Here is a 21008-nt window from a genome sequence, read left to right on the forward strand (position 1 = left end):
ATCCCGGTACGCCAACACCTCCGGGAAGTTGTGCCCCGTGTCCACATGCATCACCGGAAACGGGATCCGAGCCGGCGCGAACGCCTTCTCCGCCAGCCGCAACATCACGATCGAATCCTTGCCACCAGAGAACAGCAGCACCGGCCGCTCGAACTCCGCGACCACCTCACGCATGATGAACAGGCTCTCGGCCTCGAGAGCATCCAGATGGGAGACCCGGTAAGGCGCACGGCCCAACCCCTGATGAGCGGCCACTCCGCTCCGCTCCGTACCACTCACGCCGACACCTCCGCTTCGCTCCGGCAGCGGCATGAGCTGCACCTGCACCTCTGATGAGCGGCCACTCCGCTCCGCTTCGTACCGCTCACGCCGACACCTCCGCTTCGCTCCGGCAGCGGCATGAGCTGCACCCTGCACCTCTGATGAGCGGCCACTCCGCTCCGCTTCGTACCGCTCATTGGGTGGCGGGAACCTTTCAGCTGTTGATCGCGGCCAGCAGTTGCGGCGCCAATGCCTTCCGACACACCACCAGGTCGGGCAGGCGTGGGTCGGGCTGGTTGTATTCCAACGTAGTCCCGTCGATACGGGAAGCGTGTAGGCCCGTGGCGAGAGCCACAGCGACGGGCGCGGCGGAGTCCCACTCGTACTGGCCGCCGGCGTGAACGTACGCGTCGACCGCCCCGTCGATCACGGCGGCGATCTTGGCGCCGGCCGAGCCCATGGGCACGAGCTCGATCGGAAGCTTCTCCCCCAGCGCGCTGAGCAGCGCCGGCGGGCGGGTGCGGCTCGCGGCCAGCCGGATCGGCTCGCCCTGCACGCCCGGCATCGGCGGGAACGGCGGCGGCACGTCTGTGCCGAGCACGCAGTGCTGCGCGGGCAGCGCCACCGCGCCGGCGACCAGGCGTCCCGCGTAGAGCGCCACGTGGACGGCCCAGTCGGCGCGCCCCTCCTCGCCGAACTCGCGGGTGCCGTCGAGCGGGTCGACGATCCAGACCCGCTCGGCCCGCAGCCGGGCGGGGTTGTCGGCGCCCTCCTCGGAGAGCACCGCGTCGGCCGGGCGCCAGCGCTCGATCTGCTCCATCAGCAGCTCGTGCGACAACCGGTCGCCGGCCTTGCGCAGGGCGCCCGGGTCGGAATACCCCATCTCCTCGCGCAGCTTGAGCAGCAGATCGCCGGACCGCTGGGCCAGCCAGCGGGCGAACCCGCCGTCGGTGGCGGGTGGTAGGTCGGTCATTCAGTACGCTCCAGCCCCTCGGGTCACCGCGCTCAACGTCCGCAGCATGATCACCAGGTCGAGGGAAAGCGACCAGTTCTCCACATACTGCAGGTCGAGGCGGACCGCTTCGTCCCACGATAGGTCCGACCGGCCGGACACCTGCCAAAGACCGGTCATCCCGGGCCGAACGGCCAGCCGGCGCCGGGCGTCGTCCGGATACACGGCGACCTCCTCCGGCAGCGGCGGGCGCGGCCCGACCAGCGACATGCTGCCACCGATCACGTTGAGTAGCTGCGGCAGCTCGTCGAGCGAAAACTTGCGCAGAAGCCGCCCGACGCGGGTCACCCGCGGGTCGTTGCGCAGTTTGAACAGCGCGCCGTCGACTTCGTTGAGGTGCCGCAGCTCGGCGAGGCGGGCTTCGGCGTCGATGTGCATGGTACGGAACTTGAAGATCACGAACTCGTGACCGTCCTTGCCCACTCTTACCTGACGGAACAGTACCGGGCCGCGAGAGTCCACGCGAACGGCTAGTGCCAGAAAGGCCAGCAGGGGTGATACGAGCACCAGGAGTGCGGCCGCGCCCACCCGATCGACGAGGGCCTTGACCAGGCGACGGGCCCCGGTCAGGGTCGGGTGTTCGACGTGCAGCATCGGCAGGCCGTCCACCGGTCGGATGGTCGTGCGGCTGCCGGCCACATCGATCAGGGTGCTGGCCACGATCAGATCGATGTCGTCGCGCTCCAGATGCCAGGCCAGTCGTCGCAGCGCGTGACCGTCCAGCTCCGGACAGGACAGGACGAGCACGGTGTCGGCTCGGGCCTTGCGCACCGCGCCCGCGATCTCGTCGAACGTGCCCAGGATCGGGACCTCGGCGACGGTACCGGCGGTGGGCAGGCACGCGCCGACGACCTTGAGGCCGTGGTACCGCTCCCGGCACAGCTGCCGCGCCATGGCCTCGACGGCGAGCTCGTGGCCGACCACCACGACCCGGCGCATGCAGGCGCCACGCCGCTTGCGGGCGCGGTGCAGCAGCTTGCGCAGGAGGAACCGAGCGAGCAGGCACGCGAACGTCACCAGCGGCAGCGCGACGACGAACCACCCGCGGGCGATGCGGGTCTCGGTCGCGTACGCCACGAACACAGTCGCCGCGGTCAGCGCCAGTCCCGCGCGCAGGACGCGCTGATATTCGTCGGTACCGACGAACAGATAGCGCTTCTCGTAGGCCCGGTTCGCCGCGAGGCTGGCGATGAACGCGATCGGCAGGAGCGTGGACAGCAGCACGTAACGGCTGTTGTACGTCGTCAGGCCGTTGGAGAAGCGAGCCTCGAAGGCCGCGGCCCCGGCGAGCAGGCCGATGGTGAAGTCGAGGACGAGCAGCGTGCGCAGGTACCGCCCCTCCCACGCCCAGCGCGCCCGGTGCCGCGACGCCCGCCCCGCCCCGGCGCCCGGCTCGGGTGCGACCCTCGCGGGCATCGGGGTGGGCTCGGGCGGCCCGGACACGAGGGCGGCGGGCCGGCCGGGCGTCCGCACGAACGGGGTGCCGCCCCGGACGGCGTCCTCGACCTCGGCCGCCAGCTCCGGGTCCACCTCGGCGGGCGGGACCAGCCCCGGCGCGGGCGAGACCGGCGCGGCGACCTGCACCCGGGCCGACGCCGACGCCGACGGCCGGGCGGGCGGCACCTGGCGGACTGCATTGCGCGCGGGTCTGGGCCGCCGCCCCCGGGCCGGTCCGGCCGGCCGCCCGTAAACGGGGGCGGACACGATCGGTGCCACCGGGTTGGCGGCGGAAGCCAGACGACGATCCGGCTCCCCCTCGGCGGGCTTGCGCTCCTCCTCGGCGGGCGACCAGTTCTCCTCGGCGGGCGACCGCGGCCGATCGCGGCGGAGGTGAGCCGGGCGGTGAAAGCCATCCCGAGTACGTCCGCTGTCGATCGCCACGCCCGCCTCCTCAGGGGACCGCTTCTACAAACGGTGCAACCCGGAGTACAACGTGCAAGCCGGACATTCGTCACGGTGGCGCGCTGAGCCGGACGGACCGGACAGTCAGTCCGCGTGGTATCGATTCTGGGCCGGCTCCAGGCCCTGCTCGATGATCATCTCGACCGCGTCCGCGGCCCGGTCGACGAAGTAGTCGAGCTCCTTGCGCTCGACCGACGAGAAGTCGGACAGGACGAAGTCGGCGGGGTTCTGCCGGCCCGGCGGGCGGCCGATGCCGAAGCGCACCCGCAGGTAGTCCTTGCCGCCCAGCGAGCTCGACATCGAGCGCAGGCCGTTGTGGCCGCCCTCCCCGCCGCCCTGCTTCAGGCGCAGCTGCGTCCACGGGATGTCGAGCTCGTCGTGCACCGCGATGATCTGCTCCCGCGGCACCTTGTAGAACTGCGACAGGCCGGCGACCGGGCCGCCCGCCAGGTTCATGAAGGTCAGCGGCTTGACCAGGACCAGCCGGGGCCCGCCGACGCGCAGGCGCCCCTCGGCCACGTCGGCGACGACCCGGCGGTGCCGGCCGAAGCGCAGCCCGGCTCGCTCGGCGAGCAGGTCGGCGACCATGAAGCCGACGTTGTGGCGGTGGCGCGCGTACTCGGGGCCGGGGTTGCCCAGCCCGACGACGAGCCAGGGCGCGACGTCCGTCACCGGAACCTCCTCATAAGCGAAGGTCGCGGACCGCCGTTACGGCGATCCGCGACCTTCTCACGAACTACGGGCCGATCAGGCCTCGGCCGCCGCGGCCTCGGCCGCGCCTTCCTCGCCGCCCTCGGCCGCGACCGCCTGGATCGGCGCCGCGGTGACGACCGCGATGACCAGCTCGGGGTCGGCTGCGAGCTCGACGCCCGCCGGGAGCTTGACGTCGGCCGCGGTCACGTGGCTGCCCACCTCAAGGCCCTCGATCGAGGCCTCGACGTGGTCCGGCAGCTTGGTGGCGTCGGCCAGCACGGCGAGCGTGGTGCTCTCGTGCATGACGAGCGTGTCCCGGGCCGCCTCGCCGGTCAGCTGGACCGGAATGTCGACGGTGACCTTCTCGCCGCGGCGGACCACCAGCAGGTCCACGTGGTCGAAGGTGTCCTTGATCGGGTCGCGCTGGATGGCCTTCGGCAGAGCCAGCGCGGCGCTGCCGTCGGAGATCTCGATGTTGAAGACCTGGGTCATGCCGCCGTGGCGGATCGCCGCGGCGAACTCACGGGCGGGAAGGGCGATGTGACGGGGCTTCTCGCCGTGGCCGTACAGCACGGCGGGCACCTTGCCGGCCCGGCGCGTGCGACGGGCTCCACCTTTGCCGAACTCGGTGCGGGGCTCGGCGCTGATCTTTACCTCGGACACGACAAAACTCCTGATGCGGGTTGTGCGGCGGGCACCGGCCGGCGCGACCGGTAACAGTTGTCTTGGTGCGGCGCTCGGGCGAGGGGGCGCACGGGGCACAGGCCCGAAGCACCGCGTCGATCACGGAGCCCGCTCGGCCGTCATGCCGGTTCCTGTGCGATCGCCGGGGTGCTAACACCCGGCGGTCGCACAGGAACCGCATGCCAGACCCGTGGGAACACCCTCGCCGTGGCAACCGCACTAGCTTACCCGAGGCGCCGGACGCCTTCAGCACCCTCCCCGCCTGGTTGTACGGATCGCGCGCCGAGTTCGCCGAACGGCGAGGCGACCGGCACGGACCGGCGCGTGCGGGTCACGCGCCGGAGCCGGCCGGTCGCCGGACGATCAGGAAAGGCCGCCGAAGAGGGTCGTGACCGAGCCGTCGTCGAAGACCTCGCGGATGGCCCGGGCCAGCAGCGGGGCGATGGACAGCTGGGTGATCTTGTCCACCTTGCGGTCGGCCGGCAGCGGCAGCGTATTGGTCACCACGACCTCGCTGATCCGGCTGCCGTCCAACCGCTCGCAGGCGGGGTCGGAGAGCACCGGGTGGGTCGCGGCGACCACGACCTCGGCGGCGCCCTCGTTGAAGAGGATGTCGGCCGCGCTGACGATCGTGCCGCCGGTGTCGATCATATCGTCGACGATCAGGCAGACCCGGCCCTCAACCTCGCCGACGACCCGGTTCGCGACCACCTGGTTGGGCTTGCTGGGGTCGCGGGTCTTGTGGATGAAGGCGAGCGGGCAGCCGCCGAGCCGGTCGGTCCACCGCTCGGCGACCCGCACCCGGCCGGAGTCGGGTGCGACGACCGTGATCGGGCGGCCCGCATACTTGGCCTCGATGTGGTCGGCCAGCGCGTTCATCGCGAACAGGTGGTCGACCGGCCCGTCGAAGAAGCCCTGGATCTGGGCCGTGTGCAGGTCGACGGTGAGGATGCGGTTGGCGCCCGCGGTCTTGAGCAGGTCGGCGATCAGGCGGGCCGAGATCGGCTCGCGGCCGCGGTGCTTCTTGTCCTGCCGGGCGTACGGGTAAAAGGGCAGGACCACGGTGATGCGCTTCGCGGATCCGCGCTTGAGCGCGTCCACCATGATCAGCGTCTCCATCAGCCAGTCGTTGATCGGCGAGACCATCGACTGGACGACGAACGCGTCGGAACCGCGGACTGACTCGCGGTACCGGATGAAGATCTCGCCGCTGGCGAAGTCGTAGGCGTCCATCGGGGTCGGATCGACCCCGAGCACGGCGCCGATCTCCTCAGCCAGCGCGGGGAATCCCCGGCCGGAGAAGAGCATGAGGTTCTTGCGGTTCTCCGAAGTGATGCTGGCCATTTGGGGTCGCCCGCTCCTGATCTCGTCGTTGCGCTCATTCTTCGTCGTGGGGCGGGGCCTCGACCACTTGACCGGCTCCGACGTGGTTTTCTTCACGACCGGCGGTCTCCAGGGCGGCGCGGGCCGCCTCGGCCGCGGCGGTGCCGGTCCGCCTACGCTCCACCCAGCCCTCGATGTTGCGCTGCTGGGCCCGGGAGACGCCGAGCGCGCCCGGCGGCACGTCCTTGATGATGATGCTGCCGGCCGCGGTGTACGCGCCGTCGCCCACGTGGACGGGGGCGACGAACATGTTGTCGGCCCCGGTGCGGGCGTGCGCGCCGATCACCGAGCGCTGCTTGCGCACACCGTCGTAGTTGACGAAGACGGTGGCCGCGCCGATGTTCGTGTGCTCGCCGATGGTGGCGTCGCCGACGTACGACAGGTGCGGCACCTTCGCGCCCTCGCCCAACTCGGCGGCCTTGGTCTCCACGAACGTGCCGATCTTCGACTTGCGACCGAGCCGGGAGCCGGGGCGCAGGTAGGCGAACGGCCCGACGGAGGCCTGCGGCCCGATCTCGGAGGACACCGCGTGGGTGCGCACGACCGCCGCGCCCGGGCCGACGACCACGTCGATGAGCGAGGTGTCCGGGCCGACGATGGCGCCCTCGCCGACGCTGGTCGCCCCGCGCAGGTGGGTGTTGGGCTCGACGACCGCGTCGCGCTCGAGCGTGACGGTCACGTCGATCCAGGTGGTGGCCGGGTCGGTGATGGCCACCCCGGAGCGCATCCACTCGTCGTTGATCCGGTCGCGCATGATCGCCCGCAGGCCGGCCAGCTCGGCGCGGTCGTTGGCGCCGAGGGTCTCGGTGGCGTCGGGGGCGCGGTGCGCGACGATCGGCGCGCCGGACGCGGCCAGCAGGCCGATGACGTCGGTGAGGTACTCCTCACCCTGGTCGTTGTCCGTGGAGAGCTTGCCGAGCATCTCCCGCAGCGCGGACGCCTCGAAGACGTACGCCCCGGAGTTGATCTCGCGGATCGCCCGCTGGGCCGGCGTCGCGTCGCGTTCTTCCACGATCGCGGCGAACTCTCCGCCCCGGCTGCGCACGATGCGCCCGAGGCCGGTCGGGTCGTCGACCTCGGCGGTCAGCACGGTGGCCGAAGCCTTGGTGTTCTCGTGGGTGTGGACCAGCGCGGCGAGCGTGTCGGCGCGCAGCAGCGGGATATCGCCGTTGAGCACGACCACGGTGCCGGTCAGGTCGGGATTGGCCTCCAGGGCGATGCGCACCGCATGCCCGGTCCCCCGCCGCTCGGCCTGGGTGACGGATGTCGCCGCGGGCGCGACCCGGGCCAGGTGCTCACGGACCTGATCTCCCCCGTGTCCCACCACCACGCTAACGGTCCCACTATCCAGAAACGGCTCCGCGGCGGCCAGCACGTGCCCGAGCAGCGTGCGCCCGAGCAGGGGATGCAGGACTTTGGGAACCGACGACTTCATCCGCTTGCCTTCGCCGGCGGCCAGGATGATCACGTTTCTCACGGAGGGCTCCTCGACGGTGTCGGTGCGCCTCATCGTAGTCAGGTGGCTGGGGTGCCTGGATTCGAACCAGGACTGCGAGGCTCCAAAGGCCTGCGGGCTGCCGTTACCCCACACCCCATTACGCCGCACCCGAAGCCTAACTTGCGCGTCGATCCCTTTTGCCCGCAGGGCGCCCCACTCGGTCCGCGCCCGGATTCGCCCGGCCGCGCCGGACGACGATCTGATGAAGATCACACCAAGCGAGGGGTAATCGGCTTGACACGAGCTTCGTATAGTCAACCTACGCCTCCGTAAGTTACGGTGACGTAGGCGTAGCCCCCGCCCGGCGACGATTCCCCCTGAGAGGTGCCATGTCCGTATCGGTCCTTGATCCAGCGCCCTTCGAGAGCCCCGACCGCGGGCCGAAGCCGCTCACCGAGGGCAAGCAGCACCCCGGCATCATCGTGGCACTGTGGGGCTTCGTGATCGTGCCGTTCGTCGCGCTGATCGCCGCCGTCCCCATCGCCTGGGGCTGGGGGCTGAGCTGGCTCGACGTCGTCCTCGGCCTGATCTTCTACGTCATCGGCGGCCTGGGCATCGGGACCGGTTTCCACCGCTACCTCACCCACGGCTCCTTCAAGGCCAACCGCGGCCTGCGCATCGCGCTGACGCTCGCCGGCAGCACCGCGATCGAGGGCAACCCGACGCAGTGGGTCGCCGACCACCGCCGCCACCACGCCTACTCCGACCGCGAGGGTGACCCGCACTCGCCGTGGCGCTTCGGGGAGTCGTTCGGCGGCCTGGTCAAGGGCCTGTTCTACGCGCACGTCGGCTGGCTGTTCTTCCGCGAGCTGTCCAACCGCGAGCGTTTCGCCCCCGACCTGATGGCCGACAAGGACATCCGCGTCATCGACAAGCTGTTCCCGGTGATCGTCATCCTGTCGGCGACGCTGCCCGCGATCATCGCCGGCCTGGTCACCTGGTCGTGGCAGGGCGCGCTGTCCGCGTTCTTCTGGGCCGGCCTGGTCCGCATCGGCCTGCTGCACCACGTCACCTGGTCGATCAACTCGATCTGCCACGTCTACGGCGAGCGACCGTTCGAGACCCGCGAGGGCGACCGGGCGAGCAACTTCTGGCCGCTGGCGATCCTGTCCTTCGGCGAGAGCTGGCACAACCTGCACCACGCCGACCCCACCTGCGCCCGCCACGGGGTGGACAAGGGACAGATCGACATCAATGCCCGGCTGATCTGGATCTTCGAGAAGCTGGGCTGGGCGACCGACATCCGCTGGCCCAAGCGAGACCGGCTCGACGCCAAGCGGGTGGCGGCTGGCACGATGAACGGGTGACCGACCGCCCGGAAGATCTCGAGCAACCGCGGCCACCCATACCGCCGCCGTCGATCTCGACCAAGTCGCGGGTGCGGATGTCCTCCGCACAGCGCCGCGAGCAGCTGATCTCGATCGGCCGTGCCCTGTTCGCCGAGCGGGGCTTCGACGCCACCTCCATCGAGGAGGTGGCGTCGCGGGCGAAGGTCTCCAAGCCGGTGGTGTATGAGCACTTCGGCGGCAAGGAGGGCCTCTACGCGGTGGTCGTCGACCGGGAGGTCCGCTCGCTGCTCGACCGGATCACCAACGCGCTCACCGCCGGCCATCCGCACGAGCTGCTCGAACAGGCGGCGCTGGCCCTGCTGGACTACATCGAGGCGGAGACCGACGGCTTCCGGGTCCTGGTGCGGGAGTCGCCGGTCATGTCCACGACCGGCAACTTCATGAGCGTGCTCAACGACGTGGCCCACCAGGCCGAGCACATCCTCGGCTCGGAGTTCAAGCGCCGCGGCTTCGACCCGAAGCTCGCCGAGCTGTATTCCCAGGCCCTCGTCGGCATGGTCGCGCTGACCGGCCGCTGGTGGCTGGAGGTGCGCAAGCCCAAGAAAGAGGTCGTGGCCGCGCACCTGGTCAACCTGGCGTGGAACGGCCTGTCCAACATGGAGGGCAAGCCCACCCTGGTCACCCGCCTCGGGAAGTGAAGAACGGCGCCACCGAGGCACGAACAGCGCGAGGCCCGGTCCCTGGGGACCGGGCCTCGAAGGTATGTGCCGCTTACGCGGCGCGCGGGCCGTGCCGGTAGTCCTCCTCGGCCTTCGCGGCCGAGGAGGGGCCGACCCGGTCGTAGAGGCTCGCGACGCCGACGACGCTGGCCAGGATGAACGTGACGATCACGTTGACCATCGAGAAGGCGAAGACGTTCGCCTCGGTCTGCAGAACCCCCAGCGACCCCATCCCGACGATCGTCAGGACGATGCCGGCCAGCTGGTTGATCTGGTGAGCCACGTTGCGTCCGATGATGTTCGCGCCGAGCACGACCACGCCGGCGACGATCGACAGCACCGCGAACGCCGGGTTGGTGCGCAGGCCGAGCACCCATTCGGCGTCGTCGCGGGTGAAGAACGTGGCACCGGAGGTCTGCACGAAGCCGACCACGCCGAAGACCAACATGTAGAGGCCCGCCACCCCGGCGAGCAGCCGGTACAGCGGCCGGAGGTGGTGGTTGATCGGAAAGTGAGCGGCCATGGGTCAATCCTAAGATGACCTCACCCGGCGATCTCGGCCAGGGCGAGCCATTGCTCCTCGATATCGGCTTTCTCCTGCTGTACCGCGCGCAGCGCAGCGTCCAGTTCCGTGATCTTCGCGTAGTCGGTGGCGTGCTCGGCGAGCTGCGCGTGCAGCGCCTCCTCCTTCTGGGCGAGGCGGTCCATGCTGCGCTCCAGCTTGGCCAGCTCCTTCTTCGCCGCGCGCTGGTCCTTCTCGGAGGCGCGCAGGTCCGGCGCCCGATCGGCGGGCGCGGCCCCCGCCCCGGACTTGGGCGCGGGCGCGGCGGCGAAGCCCTCGGAGTCCGACACGTGCGCCAGGTACTCGTCCACGCCACCTGGCAGGTGGACCAGCCGGCCGTCGCCGTACATGCCGTAGACGGTGTCGGCGACCCGCTCGACGAGGTACCGGTCGTGGCTGGCCACCACGAGCGTGCCCGGCCACGTGTCGAGCAGGTCCTCGAGCGCGGCGAGCGTATCGATGTCCAGGTCGTTGGTCGGCTCGTCGAGCAGCAGCACGTTAGGCTCGGTGGCCAGCAGCCGCAGCAGCTGCAGCCGGCGCCGCTCGCCGCCGGAGAGGTCGGCGACCGGGGTCCAGACCCGCGGGCCGGTGAAGCCGAACACCTCGGCCAGCTGCGCCGCCGACAGCTCGCGGTCGCCGAGCCGGACCCGCTTGGCGACCTCCTCGACCGCCTCCAGCAGCCGCCGCCCGTTGGGCAGCTCGTGCAGCTCCTGGGACAGGAACGCCGGGCGGACCGTGGTGCCGCGCAGCACCCGGCCGCCGTCGGGCTCGCGGAGGTCGGCGAGCACGCGCAGCAGCGTGGTCTTGCCGGCCCCGTTCGCGCCGAGCACGGCGATACGGTCGCCCGGTCCGACGATCCAGTTGGTGTCCTCGAGCAGGGTCCGCCCGCCGGCCTCCAGCCGAAGCCCCTCCAGCTCGTACACCTGCTTGCCCAGCCGGGTCACGGCGAGGCGCTGCAACGACACGGTGTCGCGGGCGGGCGGGACGTCGGCGATGAGCGCGTTGGCCGCGTCGATGCGGAACTTCGGCTTGCTGGTGCGGGCCGGCGGGCCGCGGCGCAGCCAGGCGATCTCCTTGCGCAGCAGGTTCTGCCGGCGCGCCTCGGTCTCGGCGGCGACCCGGACCCGCTCGGCCCGCGCGAGGGTCCAGGCCGCGTAGCCGCCCTCGTAGGAGCGCACGGTCGCGTCGGCGACCTCCCAGGTATTGCTGCACACCTCATCGAGGAACCACCGGTCGTGAGTGACCACGATGAGCGCGCCCCGCCGCCGCAGCAGGTGCCGCGCCAGCCAGGAGATGCCGGCCACGTCGAGGTGGTTGGTGGGCTCGTCCAGGATGAGCAGGTCGGCCGGGCGCACCAGCAGCGCGGCCAGCGCGACGCGGCGCCGCTCGCCGCCGGACATCGGGCCGACGGGGGCGTCGAGGCCCAGGTGCGGCATGCCGAGGCCGTTGAGCACGGTGCGCACGCCCGCGTCGCCGGCCCACTCGTGCTCCGCGGCGAATCCGGCGGGCAGCCACGCCGAGCCGACGATGACGTCCCGGACCGTCGCCGTGGGCGGCAGGTCGAGGCGCTGCGGGAGGGCCGCCACCCGCAGGTCGCGGCGGTGGGTGACGCGGCCGGAGTCCGGCTCCTCGGCCTTGGTGAGCATGCGCAGCAGGGTGGTCTTGCCCGCGCCGTTGAGCCCGACGATGCCGATCCGGTCGCTGTCGTCGATGCCGAGCGACACCTCGTCGAAGATGCGGCCGGCGGGGTACGCCTTGGAAACCTTGTCCAGGTTGACGATGTTGGCCATCTACAGCACCCTCGCGCCGGGAACGGGGCCGGCGGCGGTGCGCACGGCGCGGCAGCACTCGCGCGCCTCGAGCTCGGCGGCAAGCAGCGCGGCGTGGCGGGCGTCCTCGGCCAGGAACACACAGGTCGGCCCGGAGCCGGAGATCATGCCGGCCACCGCGCCGGCGTCGAGCCCGGCGTCGAGCACCTGCTGTAGCTCCGGGCGCAGGTGCAGGGCCGCGGCCTGCAGGTCGTTGGCGAGCTCGCCGGCCAGGACCTCGGGGTCACGCTGGCGCAGCGCGGCCATCAGCCCGTCGGGCGGGCCGGCGCTGGTGCGCCCGCCGAGCTCGTCGAAGGCCCGATACACCACCGGCGTGGACAACCCCTCGTCGGCGACCGCGAGCACCCAGTGCCACGCGTGCCCGCCGGTCAGGATCGGGCTCACCAGCTCGCCCCGGCCGGTGCCCAGTGCGGTGCCGCCGAGCACCAGGAACGGGACGTCCGAGCCGAGCGTCGCCGCGACGGTGGCCAGGTCGTCGCGGGAGAGCCCGGTGCCCCACAGCTGGTCGCAGGCCACGAGCGCGGCGGCCGCGTCGGCGCTGCCCCCCGCGAGCCCGGCGGCGACCGGGATCTGCTTCTTCAGGTGCAACCGGGCATGCGGGTCGTGACCGGTCTCGGCGGCCAGGGCCCGGACCGCGCGCATGACGAGGTTGTCCTCGCCCAGGGACAGCTCGCCGGTGCCCTCGCCCTCCATGGTGAGCGTCAGCGTGTCGCCCCGGCGCGCTGTGATCTCGTCGTAGAGGCCGATCGCGTGATACACCGTGGTCAGTTCGTGGTAGCCGTCCGGGCGCGACGGGCCGACGTGCAGATGGAGGTTGATCTTCGCGGGCACGCGGACCCGCACCGGTCCATGCGCGGCCAGGCGCGGCCGGTCGAACTCCTCGTCCTCGGAGAAGAGCGGCTCGGTCACTGCTGCACCCTACCCGGACGCCTCCGCTCGGCGTCGCTGGCTCGCGATGCGCGTGAAGTCATCCACTATGAGCTGCTCCCCGCGCAGGCCGGGGTCGATTCCGGCGGCGCGAAGGATCCGCTCGGCCTCCGGCGGCCCCCCGGCCCAGCCGGCGAGGGCCGCGCGCAGCGTCTTGCGCCGCTGGGCGAACGCGGCGTCGACGACGGCGAAGGTTTCCGCTCTATCGGGATTCACCGTGTCCCGGACGGTAAATCCGACCAGACCCGACTCGACGTTCGGCACCGGCCAGAAGACCGAGGCGGGCACCCGCCCGGCCTGGCGCGCTGTCGCGTACCAGGCAAGTTTCACGCTCGGTATGCCGTAGGTCCGCGACCCGGGCCCGGCGGTGAGCCGGTCGGCGACCTCCTTCTGCACCATCACCAGCCCGCGCCGCAGCGTGGGCACGGTGGCCAGCAGGTGCAGCACGACCGGGACGGCGACGTTGTACGGCAGGTTCGCCACCAGCGCCGTCGGCCGGAGCCCGCCGAGGTCCACCCGCAGCGCGTCCCCGGCCACGACGGTCAGGCGATCGGCGTGCTCGGGCGCGTACTTTCCGACCGTCTCCGGCAGCGCCTCGGCCAGCGGCGGATCGATCTCGACCGCGCACACCGGGTTGCCGTGCTCCAGCAGCGCCAGGGTCAGCGACCCGAGCCCCGGCCCGACCTCCAGCACGACGTCGTCCGGCACGAGCTCGGCGGCCCGCACGATCCGGCGCACGGTGTTGGGGTCGTGCACGAAGTTCTGCCCGAGCTGCTTGGTGGGGCGGATGCCGAGCCGCTCCGCGAGTTGCCGCACGTCGGCCGGCCCGAGGAGGGTCACGACCAACGTCCGAAGGCTCGTTCCCCGTTGGCCGAGATCGCGGCGCAGAGGGCGTCGAGGTCGTGCCCGGTGACCTCGGCCAGCGCGCGCACGGTCAGCGGGATGAGATACGAGGCGTTGGGGCGGCCGCGGTACGGCATGGGCGTCAGAAACGGCGCGTCGGTCTCGACCAGCAGCCCGTCCAGCGGGGTGATCGCCGCCGCCCGGCGCAGGTGCGCGGCGTTGCCGAAGGTGACGGTGCCCGCGAAGCTCAGCAGGAAGCCCCGATCGAGGCACTCCCGGGCGAACTCCTCGTCGCCGGAGAAGCAGTGCATGACGACCTGGTCGGGCGCGCCCTCCTCGTCGAGCACGGCGAGCACCTCGTCGTGGGCGTCGCGATCGTGGATGACCAGCGTCTTGCCGTGCCGCTTGGCGATCGCGACGTGCGCGCGGAAGCTCTCGTGCTGCGCCTTGCGCCCCTCCTCGCCGGTGCGGAAGTAGTCCAGGCCGGTCTCGCCGATGCCGCGCACCCGCGGGTGGGCGGCGAGCCGCTCGATCTCGCGCAGCGCGCCGTCGAGGTCGGCCAGCCGGGGCGCCTCGTTGGGGTGCAGGGCCACCGTGGCGAGGACCGCCGGGTGGCGCTCGGCGACCTCGACGCCCCAGCGGGACGACTCGACGTCCACGCCGACCTGCACGAGCCGGTCGATCCCGGCCGTGGTGGCCAGCGCGACGGCGTCCTCGACGCTCGCCGGGCCGCCCGCGCCGTCATCCTCGAGCGTGATGTCGATGTGGGTGTGACTGTCCGGCACCGCGACCGGCAGCGGCTCGGGGGCCGGGGGAAACGTGCCCGCACGACTGTGTCTTCTCGCACTCATCGGGGTTAAGCATGCCACCCTCGGTTCGTCGTTCACGCTACGTTCACCTCCTGACAACCACCCGGCCCTAGCGTCCCAAAAGTGACGGCAATCGGACACGCGGAAGGGTCCGCGACCCGCAGCGTGACGATCGACGGGGTCGCCTATCCGGCCGAGGAGATCGCACAGGGCGCGGCATACGAGGTGTACGCCACGCACGCGGCCCCCGGCTTCCTGCCCAACCCCCGGCCGGGTGCCCAATGGCCGTACCGCCGCTTCGTCCACGCCACGGAGGTCGCCTCGGCCCTCGACGGGCTGGAGGACGAGCCGCTGCTGATGCCGGTCACCCGCACGCTGGACTGGGCGACCGTCCACCGGCTGAGCCAGACCCCGTCGGCCGCCGCCGCGCTGGCCCCGATCCGCCGCACCGCCGCCGTGCGCCGGGGCACCCGCATGATCAAGTTCCTCTCCGGCCGGCAGCTGCAGGGCTACCTCAAGGGCTGGCCGATCAGCGGCTTCTGCTACCGCGCCTTCGACGTCGCCCACCTGCGCACCCCGGAGGACCTGGCGATCCTGTCCAGCGAGTCCACCGAAGACGTCGTCTTCGCGGTGCGCTGGCGTGCCGTGGACGCCCACGACTACGACGTGCCACTCGCCGACACCTACGCCGGGCTCGTCACGATGCCACCGCACGACCGCCTCGGCCCGCCGGTGATCGGCACCGGCTTCGCGCCCAGCGGCCGGCACATCGTCCCCGAGTTCGTCACCGCCGACCTGGCCGAACTGCCGGTACCGGCGAACACCTCGCTCGTGGCGTACACGGGCGACGGAACCGAGGTCACGCTGTACACGTATCTGCCGGAGCAGCGCGCGTGGAGCCGCATGCACGGGCCGCAGTGGCGCCACCTGCTGCCGAGCCAGTCCGACCAGGAGTATTTCCCGGTCAACCCGCCGATGACCCGATACGTCGGGACCTATCGCGACAACGTCTTCGAGGCGATCGTCGACCCGCCGGGCGAGTTCCGCGTCGCGGCGAAGACCCGGGCCGCGCGGTACCCCCTGGAAACCCTGGCCCGCCGCGTACCTCGAGCAACCTGGCGCGACGCGCGCTGCACCGTTCTCCGGCAGGAGGGCGACTGGCTGCGGCTACGGTTGTCCCGGCCGGACGGAGACCAGGTCGCGCGGCTCGGGGCGCACTGCGTCGAGCGGGGGCTGTACGAGGCTTGGGCGCCGGTCAGTGAGGTCGTCGACGCGCATGAGAGCGACCACTGGTATCAGCTGTAGTGCGGTGTCGCCCGCGGACGGCTTTGCCTGGGGAGCGGTTGGCCGAATTCGCCTGAAATTCAGCCGGCGCTCCCCAGACGTGCCCGCGTGCTAGGCCTGTAGGCGGGCCAGTTCCTCATCGACGATGGACTCGTCGAGTTTGCGGAAGACGGGGGTGGGCGGGGCCAGCTCGGTACCGGGGGCGATCGGTGTGTGCTCCCACTTGGCGCCCTGCGTGTAGTCGCCCATCAGGACCGGATACGTCCTGCCGTTGTCCAGGTCCTCGACCTCGCGGATCTCGGGCATCGGGGCGTGCACACCGGTGCCGCCCAGCAGCTCGTGGATGCGCTGCGCGGCGTGGGGCAGGAACGGCGTCAGCAGCGTGTTGCAGTCCTTCACGGCCTGCAGGGCCACGTGCAGGACCGTGCCCATACGGGCCTTGTCGTCCTTGAGTTTCCACGGCGCCTGGTCGGAGAAGTACTTGTTGACCTCGCCGACGACGCGCATCGCCTCGGTGATGGCGGCCTTCTGGCGGTGCTTGGCCAGCAGCTGGCCGACCGAGTCGAAGCCGGACCGCACGCTCGCCAGCAGCGCGGTGTCCTCGGCGGTCAGCTCGCCGGCCGCGGGGATCTCGCCGAAGTTCTTCGCGGCCATCGAGATCGAACGGTTGACCAGGTTGCCCCAGCCGGCCACGAGCTCGTCGTTGTTGCGCCGGCGGAACTCCGACCAGGTGAAGTCGGTGTCGTTGGACTCGGGACCCGCGACGGCGATGAAGTAGCGCAGGGCGTCGGCGTCGTAGCGCTCCAGGAAGTCGCGCACGTAGATGACGACCCGGCGGGAGGACGAGAACTTCCGGCCCTCCATCGTGAGGTACTCCGAAGAAACAACCTCGGTGGGCAGGTTGAGCGCGCCCAGCGACTGCGGATTCGGCCCCGAGTAGCCGAGCAGGATCGACGGCCAGATGACCGAGTGGAAGACGATGTTGTCCTTGCCCATGAAGTAATACCCCTGGGCCTGCGGGTCCTGCCACCACTTGCGCCACGCCTCGGGGTCGCCGGAGCGGCGGGCCCACTCGATCGAGGCCGACAGGTAGCCGATAACCGCGTCGAACCACACATAGATCCGCTTGTCGCCGCGGTCCTTCCAGGCCTCCAGCGGGATCGGCACGCCCCACTCGAGGTCCCGGGTGATCGCCCGGGGCTGCAGGTCGTCGATCAGGTTCTGGGAGAACTTCAGCACGTTGGGGCGCCAGCCCTCGCGGGTGTCGAGCCAGGCGTTGAGCTGGTCGGCGAAGGCCGGCAGGTCGAGGAAGAAGTGCTCGGTCTCCACGAACTCCGGCGTCTCACCGTTGATCTTCGACCGGGGATTGATCAGCTGGTCGGGATCGAGCTGGTTGCCACAGTTGTCGCACTGGTCGCCGCGGGCGCTGTCGTAGCCGCAGATCGGGCAGGTGCCCTCGATATAGCGGTCGGGCAGCGTGCGCCCGGTCGACGGCGAGATCGCGCCGAGCGTGGTCTTGGCGATGATGTAGCCGTTGTCGTACAACCCCTGGAAGAGCTCCTGCACCACCTGGTAGTGGTTGGCGGTGGTGGTGCGGGTGAACAGGTCGTAGGACAGGCCGAGTCCGTGCAGGTCCTCGACGATGACCCGGTTGTAGCGGTCGACCAGCTCGCGCGGGGTCACGCCCTCGGCGTCGGCCTGGACCTGGATCGGCGTGCCGTGCTCGTCGGTGCCCGACACCATCAGCACGTCGTGCCCGGCCATCCGCATGTAGCGGCTGAAGACGTCGGAAGGCACCCCGAATCCGGACACGTGACCGATGTGGCGCGGCCCGTTGGCATAGGGCCAGGCGACCGCGGCGAGAACACGACTCATGACGTGCAAGCGTAGTGAACCGCCCCGCTGTTCGGCGAACAGGATGGTTTCTCCCGACACGCGATCGACGTCCGAAACGTATGCGATCACCCGTTGTCCAATGAAAACGTGAGTGAGCAGCCAGTTCGGCGGGGATGGCGCGGCGAGGCCGCGGGGATTCCGCCGGTTCGCATCCCGGTCCCGTCCGTCGCCGCAGCGCCCGCCTCTCCGGCCGGGGCGAGGGCCGAACCGCCGGCCGCCGAGCCGCGGGAGGAGTTTCCGCTGTGGCCCATGACCGGCGCTGTCGCCCTGCACGAGACGCCGGCGCCGGTCGGGACGCCCGCCGTCATCGACGCCCCGGCGCACGAGGCGGGCCGGACCGCGGTCCTTGACCATCTCGCCGCGCGCCCGGAGCCCAGACGACCCAAGCCAGGACGGGCCGAGCACGGACGGCCCAAGCCCGGACGGTCCGAGCGCTGGGGATCAGAGAACGGTCGGCCCGAGCCCGGACAGCCCGAGCCCGGACGGGCCGAGCACGAACGGGCCGAGGATGGACGGGCCGAGGATGTTCGGGCGGAGAACGCTCGGGCGGAGCCGTGGCCGCTGCCTGTCATGCGGGCGGCGCGCCAGCCGCGCGACGAGCGCCGGGCCGCACCCGTCCCACGGCGCCCACGGCGGATCCGGCCGGCGCGCGGGCCGCTGGCCGGCCTGAGCGCGATGCTGCTCGTCGCGGCGCTGACCGGCTTCTTCGCGTGGACGAGCGCCGAGCCGTTCTGGCTGGACATGGGTCATGCGGTGCGCGGTACGGCGGAGGTCACCTCCTGCAAGGGCTCCGGCGTGCTGCGGCACTGCCTGGCCGACTTCGCCGCGCCGGGGCACGAGCCGGTCGGCGGCGCGCGGCTCATGGGCCTTGACGAGGCGCCCGGCGCGTCGGTGGCCGCCGCGATGGTGCCCGGCGGCCGGGTCGCCTACGCCGGCGACCCGGCCGGGCTGCGGGTGCGGTGGGCGGTCGGGCTGGGTCTGGTCGCGCTGTGCGGCATCGCCCTGGCGTGGCTCACCGGCGCGTGGCGCTTCGCCCGGCTGCGGGACCGCCTGGCCGCCTGGGCGCTGACCGCCGCCGCGCCCTTGATCCTGGGCGTGGGCATCGTCCTGGCCGCCCGCTGAGGCCCGACCGGCCGCAACAAGCTGACCGCCACCGCACCCCTGGTCCTGGCCATGGGCATCGCCACTGGCCACCCCCTGAGGCCCCCGCCGCGACAAGCTGACCGCCACCGGGCCCGTTACCTGGTCCCGGCCGTGGGCATTGCCCCTGACCGCCCAATGAGCCGGCCGCAACCACATGGGAGGGCGCCCACGACACCTACTTGTGGGCGATCACGGCCGCGTAGACCTCCCGCTTGGCCAGGCCGTGGCGCTTGGCCACCTCCAGCGTCGCCTGTTTGCGGTCCGCGCCGGCGGCGACCAGGGCGGCCACCTCCGCGGCCAGCGCCGCGTCGGACGGGCGCTCGGCGGTGACCGGCGGCGCGCCCGCCACCACCAGCGTGATCTCGCCGCGGGCCGTCTCGGCGTCGGCGGCCAGCAAGGCCAGCGTGCCGCGGCGGATCTCCTCGTACGTCTTCGTGAGCTCGCGGCACAGCGCGGCCGGGCGGTCATCGCCGAAGGCCAGCGCCATGTCCTGCAGTGTGTCGGCGATGCGGTGCGGCGACTCGAAGAAGACGAGCGTGCGCGGCTCGTCGGCGAGCGAGGCGAGGTAGGCGCGGCGCTCCCCCGGCTTGCGCGGCGGGAAGCCCTCGAAGCAGAACCGGTCGCAGGGCAGGCCGGAGACCGCGAGCGCGGTGACCACCGCGCTCGGGCCGGGGGCCGCGGTCACCGGCACGCCGCGGGCGATCGCCGCGCGAACCAGACGGAAGCCGGGGTCCGAGACGCTCGGCATGCCGCCGTCGGTGACCACGGCAACGGTCAAGCCCTGGGCCAGCAGGTCGGCCAGTTCGGGGGTGCGCCGGTCCTCGTTACCCTCGAAGTAGCTCACCAGCCGGCCGGTGATCTCCACCCCCAGGTGCTGGGCGAGGCGGCCCAGCCGGCGGGTGTCCTCGGCGGCGATCACGTCGGCCGTCGCTAGTATCTCACGCAGGCGCGGCGACGCATCGTCAGGATTTCCCAGCGGCGCTCCGAGCAGAATCAATGACACATGTGCGATGGTGGCATCCCGCCCCCTACGATCGCCCAATGACCTCGGGTGTCCTGACGCAAGCAAGCGAGCCGGAGAGCCCCGCCGTCGCGCCCGTGCGCGCGGTGCCCGACATCGTCCGCCGCCGGCTCGCCCCGCCGCCGCGCGGAGGCCGCAACTTCTGGCTTGTCGCGGCGCTGATCACCGGCCTCGGACTGCTCGTGCGCATGGTCAACCTCGGGCACCCGAAGACAGTGATCTTCGACGAGGTCTACTACGCCAACGAGGCCTGGGATCTCCTGCAGCGCGGCGTCGAGTGGAACCCCGAGGACAACACGCCGCAATATGTCGTCCATCCGCCGCTGGGCAAGTGGATGATCGGGGTCGGCGAGCAGATCTTCGGGTACAACTCCTTCGGCTGGCGGATCTCGGCCGTCACGGTCGGCGTCATCTCGATCCTGCTGATCATCATCGCCGCGTACCGCTTGTTCCGGTCCCCGATCCTGGCCGGCGCGGCCGGGCTGCTGATGTCGCTGGACGGCATGCACTTCGTGCTCTCGCGCGTGGCCCTGCTGGACATCTTCCTGATGTTCGGGATCGTGGTGGCGTTCTTCTTCCTGGTGCTCGACCGCGAGCAGCGCCGGGCCCGGCTGCTGAAACTGCTGGAGGGCGGCTTCGACCCGGAGAAGCCGGGCGCGCGGCTGAAGCTCGGCTTCCGGTGGTACCGCCTGCTGTGCGCCATCTCGCTCGGCCTGGCCTGCGGCGTCAAGTGGAGCGCCGTCTACTACGTGCTGGTCTTCGCCGTCGCGATGGTGCTGTTCGACATGAGCGCCCGCCGCACCGCCGGGTTCAAGCGCTGGGTCGCCGAGGGGATCTGGGGCGACGGCGCCGGATGGTTCCTGGCCACGTTCGCCATCGCCGGAATCGTGTACATCAACTGCTGGTGGGGCTGGTTCCTGTCGGACAACGGCTATTTCCGGCACTGGTACGCCGAGACCAACGGCCTGCCGCACGACCGCCTCATCGACCCGCTGGTGAACCTGTTCCACTACCACGAAGAGGCGTACAAGTTCCACACCGGGCTCAGCACAAAGCACCAGTACCAGTCCTGGCCGTGGCAGTGGCTGTTGCTGGGCCGCCCGGTGGCGTTCCACTGGGACCCGAACGGGCAGTGCGGCGCCGCCAGCTGCGCCTCGGAGATCCTGCTGCTCGGCACGCCGCTGCTGTGGTGGTCGTTCCTGCCGGCGCTCGTGGCGCTCGGCTGGCTCGGGTTCGCCCGCCGCGACGGCCGC

The 21008-nt window shown here is 71.4% G+C and carries 19 protein-coding genes and 1 tRNA gene; 5 read left to right on the forward strand and 15 right to left on the reverse strand.

The features are described from left to right. From ABT297_RS39295 to ABT297_RS39330, 8 genes are all read right to left on the reverse strand, one after another. Positions 1-312: phosphoadenosine phosphosulfate reductase domain-containing protein (locus tag ABT297_RS39295; protein WP_502885716.1), on the reverse strand; the 312-nt coding region annotated here is incomplete at its 3' end. 163 nt (positions 313-475) lie between these two features. Then, complete coding sequence (locus tag ABT297_RS39300; RefSeq protein ID WP_350557900.1) at positions 476-1234, reverse strand: 3'(2'),5'-bisphosphate nucleotidase CysQ; 759 nt, start codon at positions 1232-1234, stop codon at positions 476-478. Next, positions 1235-3154 carry an exopolysaccharide biosynthesis polyprenyl glycosylphosphotransferase gene (locus tag ABT297_RS39305; RefSeq protein WP_350557903.1) on the reverse strand — a complete coding sequence of 640 codons (1920 nt, stop codon included), beginning with the start codon at positions 3152-3154 and terminating at the stop codon, positions 1235-1237. Between the two features lie 105 nt (positions 3155-3259). After that, the gene (gene pth, locus ABT297_RS39310) at positions 3260-3847 is read right to left on the reverse strand and encodes an aminoacyl-tRNA hydrolase (protein WP_350557906.1); all 588 of its coding nucleotides are present in this window, start codon (positions 3845-3847) and stop codon (positions 3260-3262) included. Positions 3848-3922: 75 nt separating this feature from the next. Beyond that, complete coding sequence (locus ABT297_RS39315; protein WP_350557909.1) at positions 3923-4531, reverse strand: 50S ribosomal protein L25/general stress protein Ctc; 609 nt, start codon at positions 4529-4531, stop codon at positions 3923-3925. A gap of 384 nt (positions 4532-4915) precedes the next feature. Beyond that, the gene (locus ABT297_RS39320) at positions 4916-5896 is read right to left on the reverse strand and encodes a ribose-phosphate diphosphokinase (RefSeq protein ID WP_350557912.1); all 981 of its coding nucleotides are present in this window, start codon (positions 5894-5896) and stop codon (positions 4916-4918) included. 34 nt (positions 5897-5930) lie between these two features. Beyond that, complete coding sequence (glmU, locus tag ABT297_RS39325; RefSeq protein WP_350557915.1) at positions 5931-7445, reverse strand: bifunctional UDP-N-acetylglucosamine diphosphorylase/glucosamine-1-phosphate N-acetyltransferase GlmU; 1515 nt, start codon at positions 7443-7445, stop codon at positions 5931-5933. A gap of 10 nt (positions 7446-7455) precedes the next feature. Next, a tRNA-Gln gene (locus ABT297_RS39330) sits at positions 7456-7530 on the reverse strand. A gap of 232 nt (positions 7531-7762) precedes the next feature. Here ABT297_RS39330 and ABT297_RS39335 point away from each other — a divergent pair. Together ABT297_RS39335 and ABT297_RS39340 are read left to right on the forward strand one after the other, a co-directional pair. Then, positions 7763-8740 (forward strand): acyl-CoA desaturase, encoded by a 978-nt coding sequence (locus ABT297_RS39335; protein ID WP_350557918.1) that lies wholly within the window; start codon positions 7763-7765, stop codon positions 8738-8740. A 77-nt stretch (positions 8741-8817) separates the two neighbouring features. Continuing rightward, the gene (locus tag ABT297_RS39340) at positions 8818-9420 is read left to right on the forward strand and encodes a TetR family transcriptional regulator (RefSeq protein WP_350557951.1); all 603 of its coding nucleotides are present in this window, start codon (positions 8818-8820) and stop codon (positions 9418-9420) included. Between the two features lie 73 nt (positions 9421-9493). On the opposite strand, the gene ABT297_RS39345 is transcribed toward ABT297_RS39340, so the two are convergent. The 5 genes from ABT297_RS39345 to ABT297_RS39365 are packed head-to-tail and all read right to left on the reverse strand — an operon-like array spanning position 9494 to position 14453. Then, complete coding sequence (locus tag ABT297_RS39345; RefSeq protein ID WP_350557921.1) at positions 9494-9964, reverse strand: DUF4383 domain-containing protein; 471 nt, start codon at positions 9962-9964, stop codon at positions 9494-9496. A 20-nt stretch (positions 9965-9984) separates the two neighbouring features. After that, positions 9985-11793 carry an ABC-F family ATP-binding cassette domain-containing protein gene (locus ABT297_RS39350; RefSeq protein ID WP_350557924.1) on the reverse strand — a complete coding sequence of 603 codons (1809 nt, stop codon included), beginning with the start codon at positions 11791-11793 and terminating at the stop codon, positions 9985-9987. Next, on the reverse strand, positions 11794-12741 hold the full coding sequence (locus ABT297_RS39355; RefSeq protein ID WP_350557927.1) for a 4-(cytidine 5'-diphospho)-2-C-methyl-D-erythritol kinase: 948 nt from the start codon (positions 12739-12741) through the stop codon (positions 11794-11796). It abuts the gene before it with no gap. A gap of 9 nt (positions 12742-12750) precedes the next feature. Continuing rightward, positions 12751-13605: a 16S rRNA (adenine(1518)-N(6)/adenine(1519)-N(6))-dimethyltransferase RsmA gene (gene rsmA / locus ABT297_RS39360; protein WP_350557930.1), complete on the reverse strand. Its 855-nt coding sequence runs from the start codon at positions 13603-13605 to the stop codon at positions 12751-12753. Further along, positions 13596-14453, reverse strand: a complete 858-nt coding sequence (locus ABT297_RS39365) for a TatD family hydrolase (protein WP_350557933.1) — start codon at positions 14451-14453, stop codon at positions 13596-13598. The genes rsmA and ABT297_RS39365 overlap by 10 nt, the downstream gene beginning before the upstream one ends. Positions 14454-14534: 81 nt before the next feature. Here ABT297_RS39365 and ABT297_RS39370 point away from each other — a divergent pair, with 81 nt between their 5' ends. Next, positions 14535-15716 carry a hypothetical protein gene (locus ABT297_RS39370; protein ID WP_350557936.1) on the forward strand — a complete coding sequence of 394 codons (1182 nt, stop codon included), beginning with the start codon at positions 14535-14537 and terminating at the stop codon, positions 15714-15716. A 90-nt stretch (positions 15717-15806) separates the two neighbouring features. On the opposite strand, the gene metG is transcribed toward ABT297_RS39370, so the two are convergent. Beyond that, positions 15807-17570, reverse strand: a complete 1764-nt coding sequence (gene metG, locus ABT297_RS39375) for a methionine--tRNA ligase (RefSeq protein WP_350557939.1) — start codon at positions 17568-17570, stop codon at positions 15807-15809. Positions 17571-17678: 108 nt separating this feature from the next. Between metG and ABT297_RS39380 the strand changes: the two genes are divergently transcribed. Further along, positions 17679-18713: a hypothetical protein gene (locus ABT297_RS39380; protein WP_350557942.1), complete on the forward strand. Its 1035-nt coding sequence runs from the start codon at positions 17679-17681 to the stop codon at positions 18711-18713. 196 nt (positions 18714-18909) lie between these two features. Here ABT297_RS39380 and rsmI read toward each other — a convergent pair whose 3' ends face one another. After that, complete coding sequence (gene rsmI / locus ABT297_RS39385) at positions 18910-19746, reverse strand: 16S rRNA (cytidine(1402)-2'-O)-methyltransferase (protein WP_350557954.1); 837 nt, start codon at positions 19744-19746, stop codon at positions 18910-18912. A gap of 29 nt (positions 19747-19775) precedes the next feature. Between rsmI and ABT297_RS39390 the strand changes: the two genes are divergently transcribed. Then, a partial coding sequence (locus ABT297_RS39390; RefSeq protein ID WP_350557945.1) for a dolichyl-phosphate-mannose--protein mannosyltransferase occupies positions 19776-21008 on the forward strand: 1233 nt, incomplete at its 3' end.

The organism is Dactylosporangium sp. NPDC000555 (genome assembly GCF_040300025.1).
Lineage (GTDB): Bacteria > Actinomycetota > Actinomycetes > Mycobacteriales > Micromonosporaceae > Dactylosporangium.

Bases quoted from the DNA above. Each gene is read 5' to 3' on its own strand.
- ABT297_RS39300 (WP_350557900.1), bottom strand. From the start codon at position 1,234: ATGACCGACCTACCACCCGCCACCGACGGCGGGTTCGCCCGCTGGCTG.
- ABT297_RS39320 (WP_350557912.1), bottom strand. From the start codon at position 5,896: ATGGCCAGCATCACTTCGGAGAACCGCAAGAACCTCATGCTCTTCTCC.
- glmU (WP_350557915.1), bottom strand. From the start codon at position 7,445: ATGAGGCGCACCGACACCGTCGAGGAGCCCTCCGTGAGAAACGTGATC.
- ABT297_RS39335 (WP_350557918.1), top strand. From the start codon at position 7,763: ATGTCCGTATCGGTCCTTGATCCAGCGCCCTTCGAGAGCCCCGACCGC.
- ABT297_RS39340 (WP_350557951.1), top strand. From the start codon at position 8,818: ATGTCCTCCGCACAGCGCCGCGAGCAGCTGATCTCGATCGGCCGTGCC.
- ABT297_RS39345 (WP_350557921.1), bottom strand. From the start codon at position 9,964: ATGGCCGCTCACTTTCCGATCAACCACCACCTCCGGCCGCTGTACCGG.
- ABT297_RS39350 (WP_350557924.1), bottom strand. From the start codon at position 11,793: ATGGCCAACATCGTCAACCTGGACAAGGTTTCCAAGGCGTACCCCGCC.
- ABT297_RS39365 (WP_350557933.1), bottom strand. From the start codon at position 14,453: ATGAGTGCGAGAAGACACAGTCGTGCGGGCACGTTTCCCCCGGCCCCC.
- metG (WP_350557939.1), bottom strand. From the start codon at position 17,570: ATGAGTCGTGTTCTCGCCGCGGTCGCCTGGCCCTATGCCAACGGGCCG.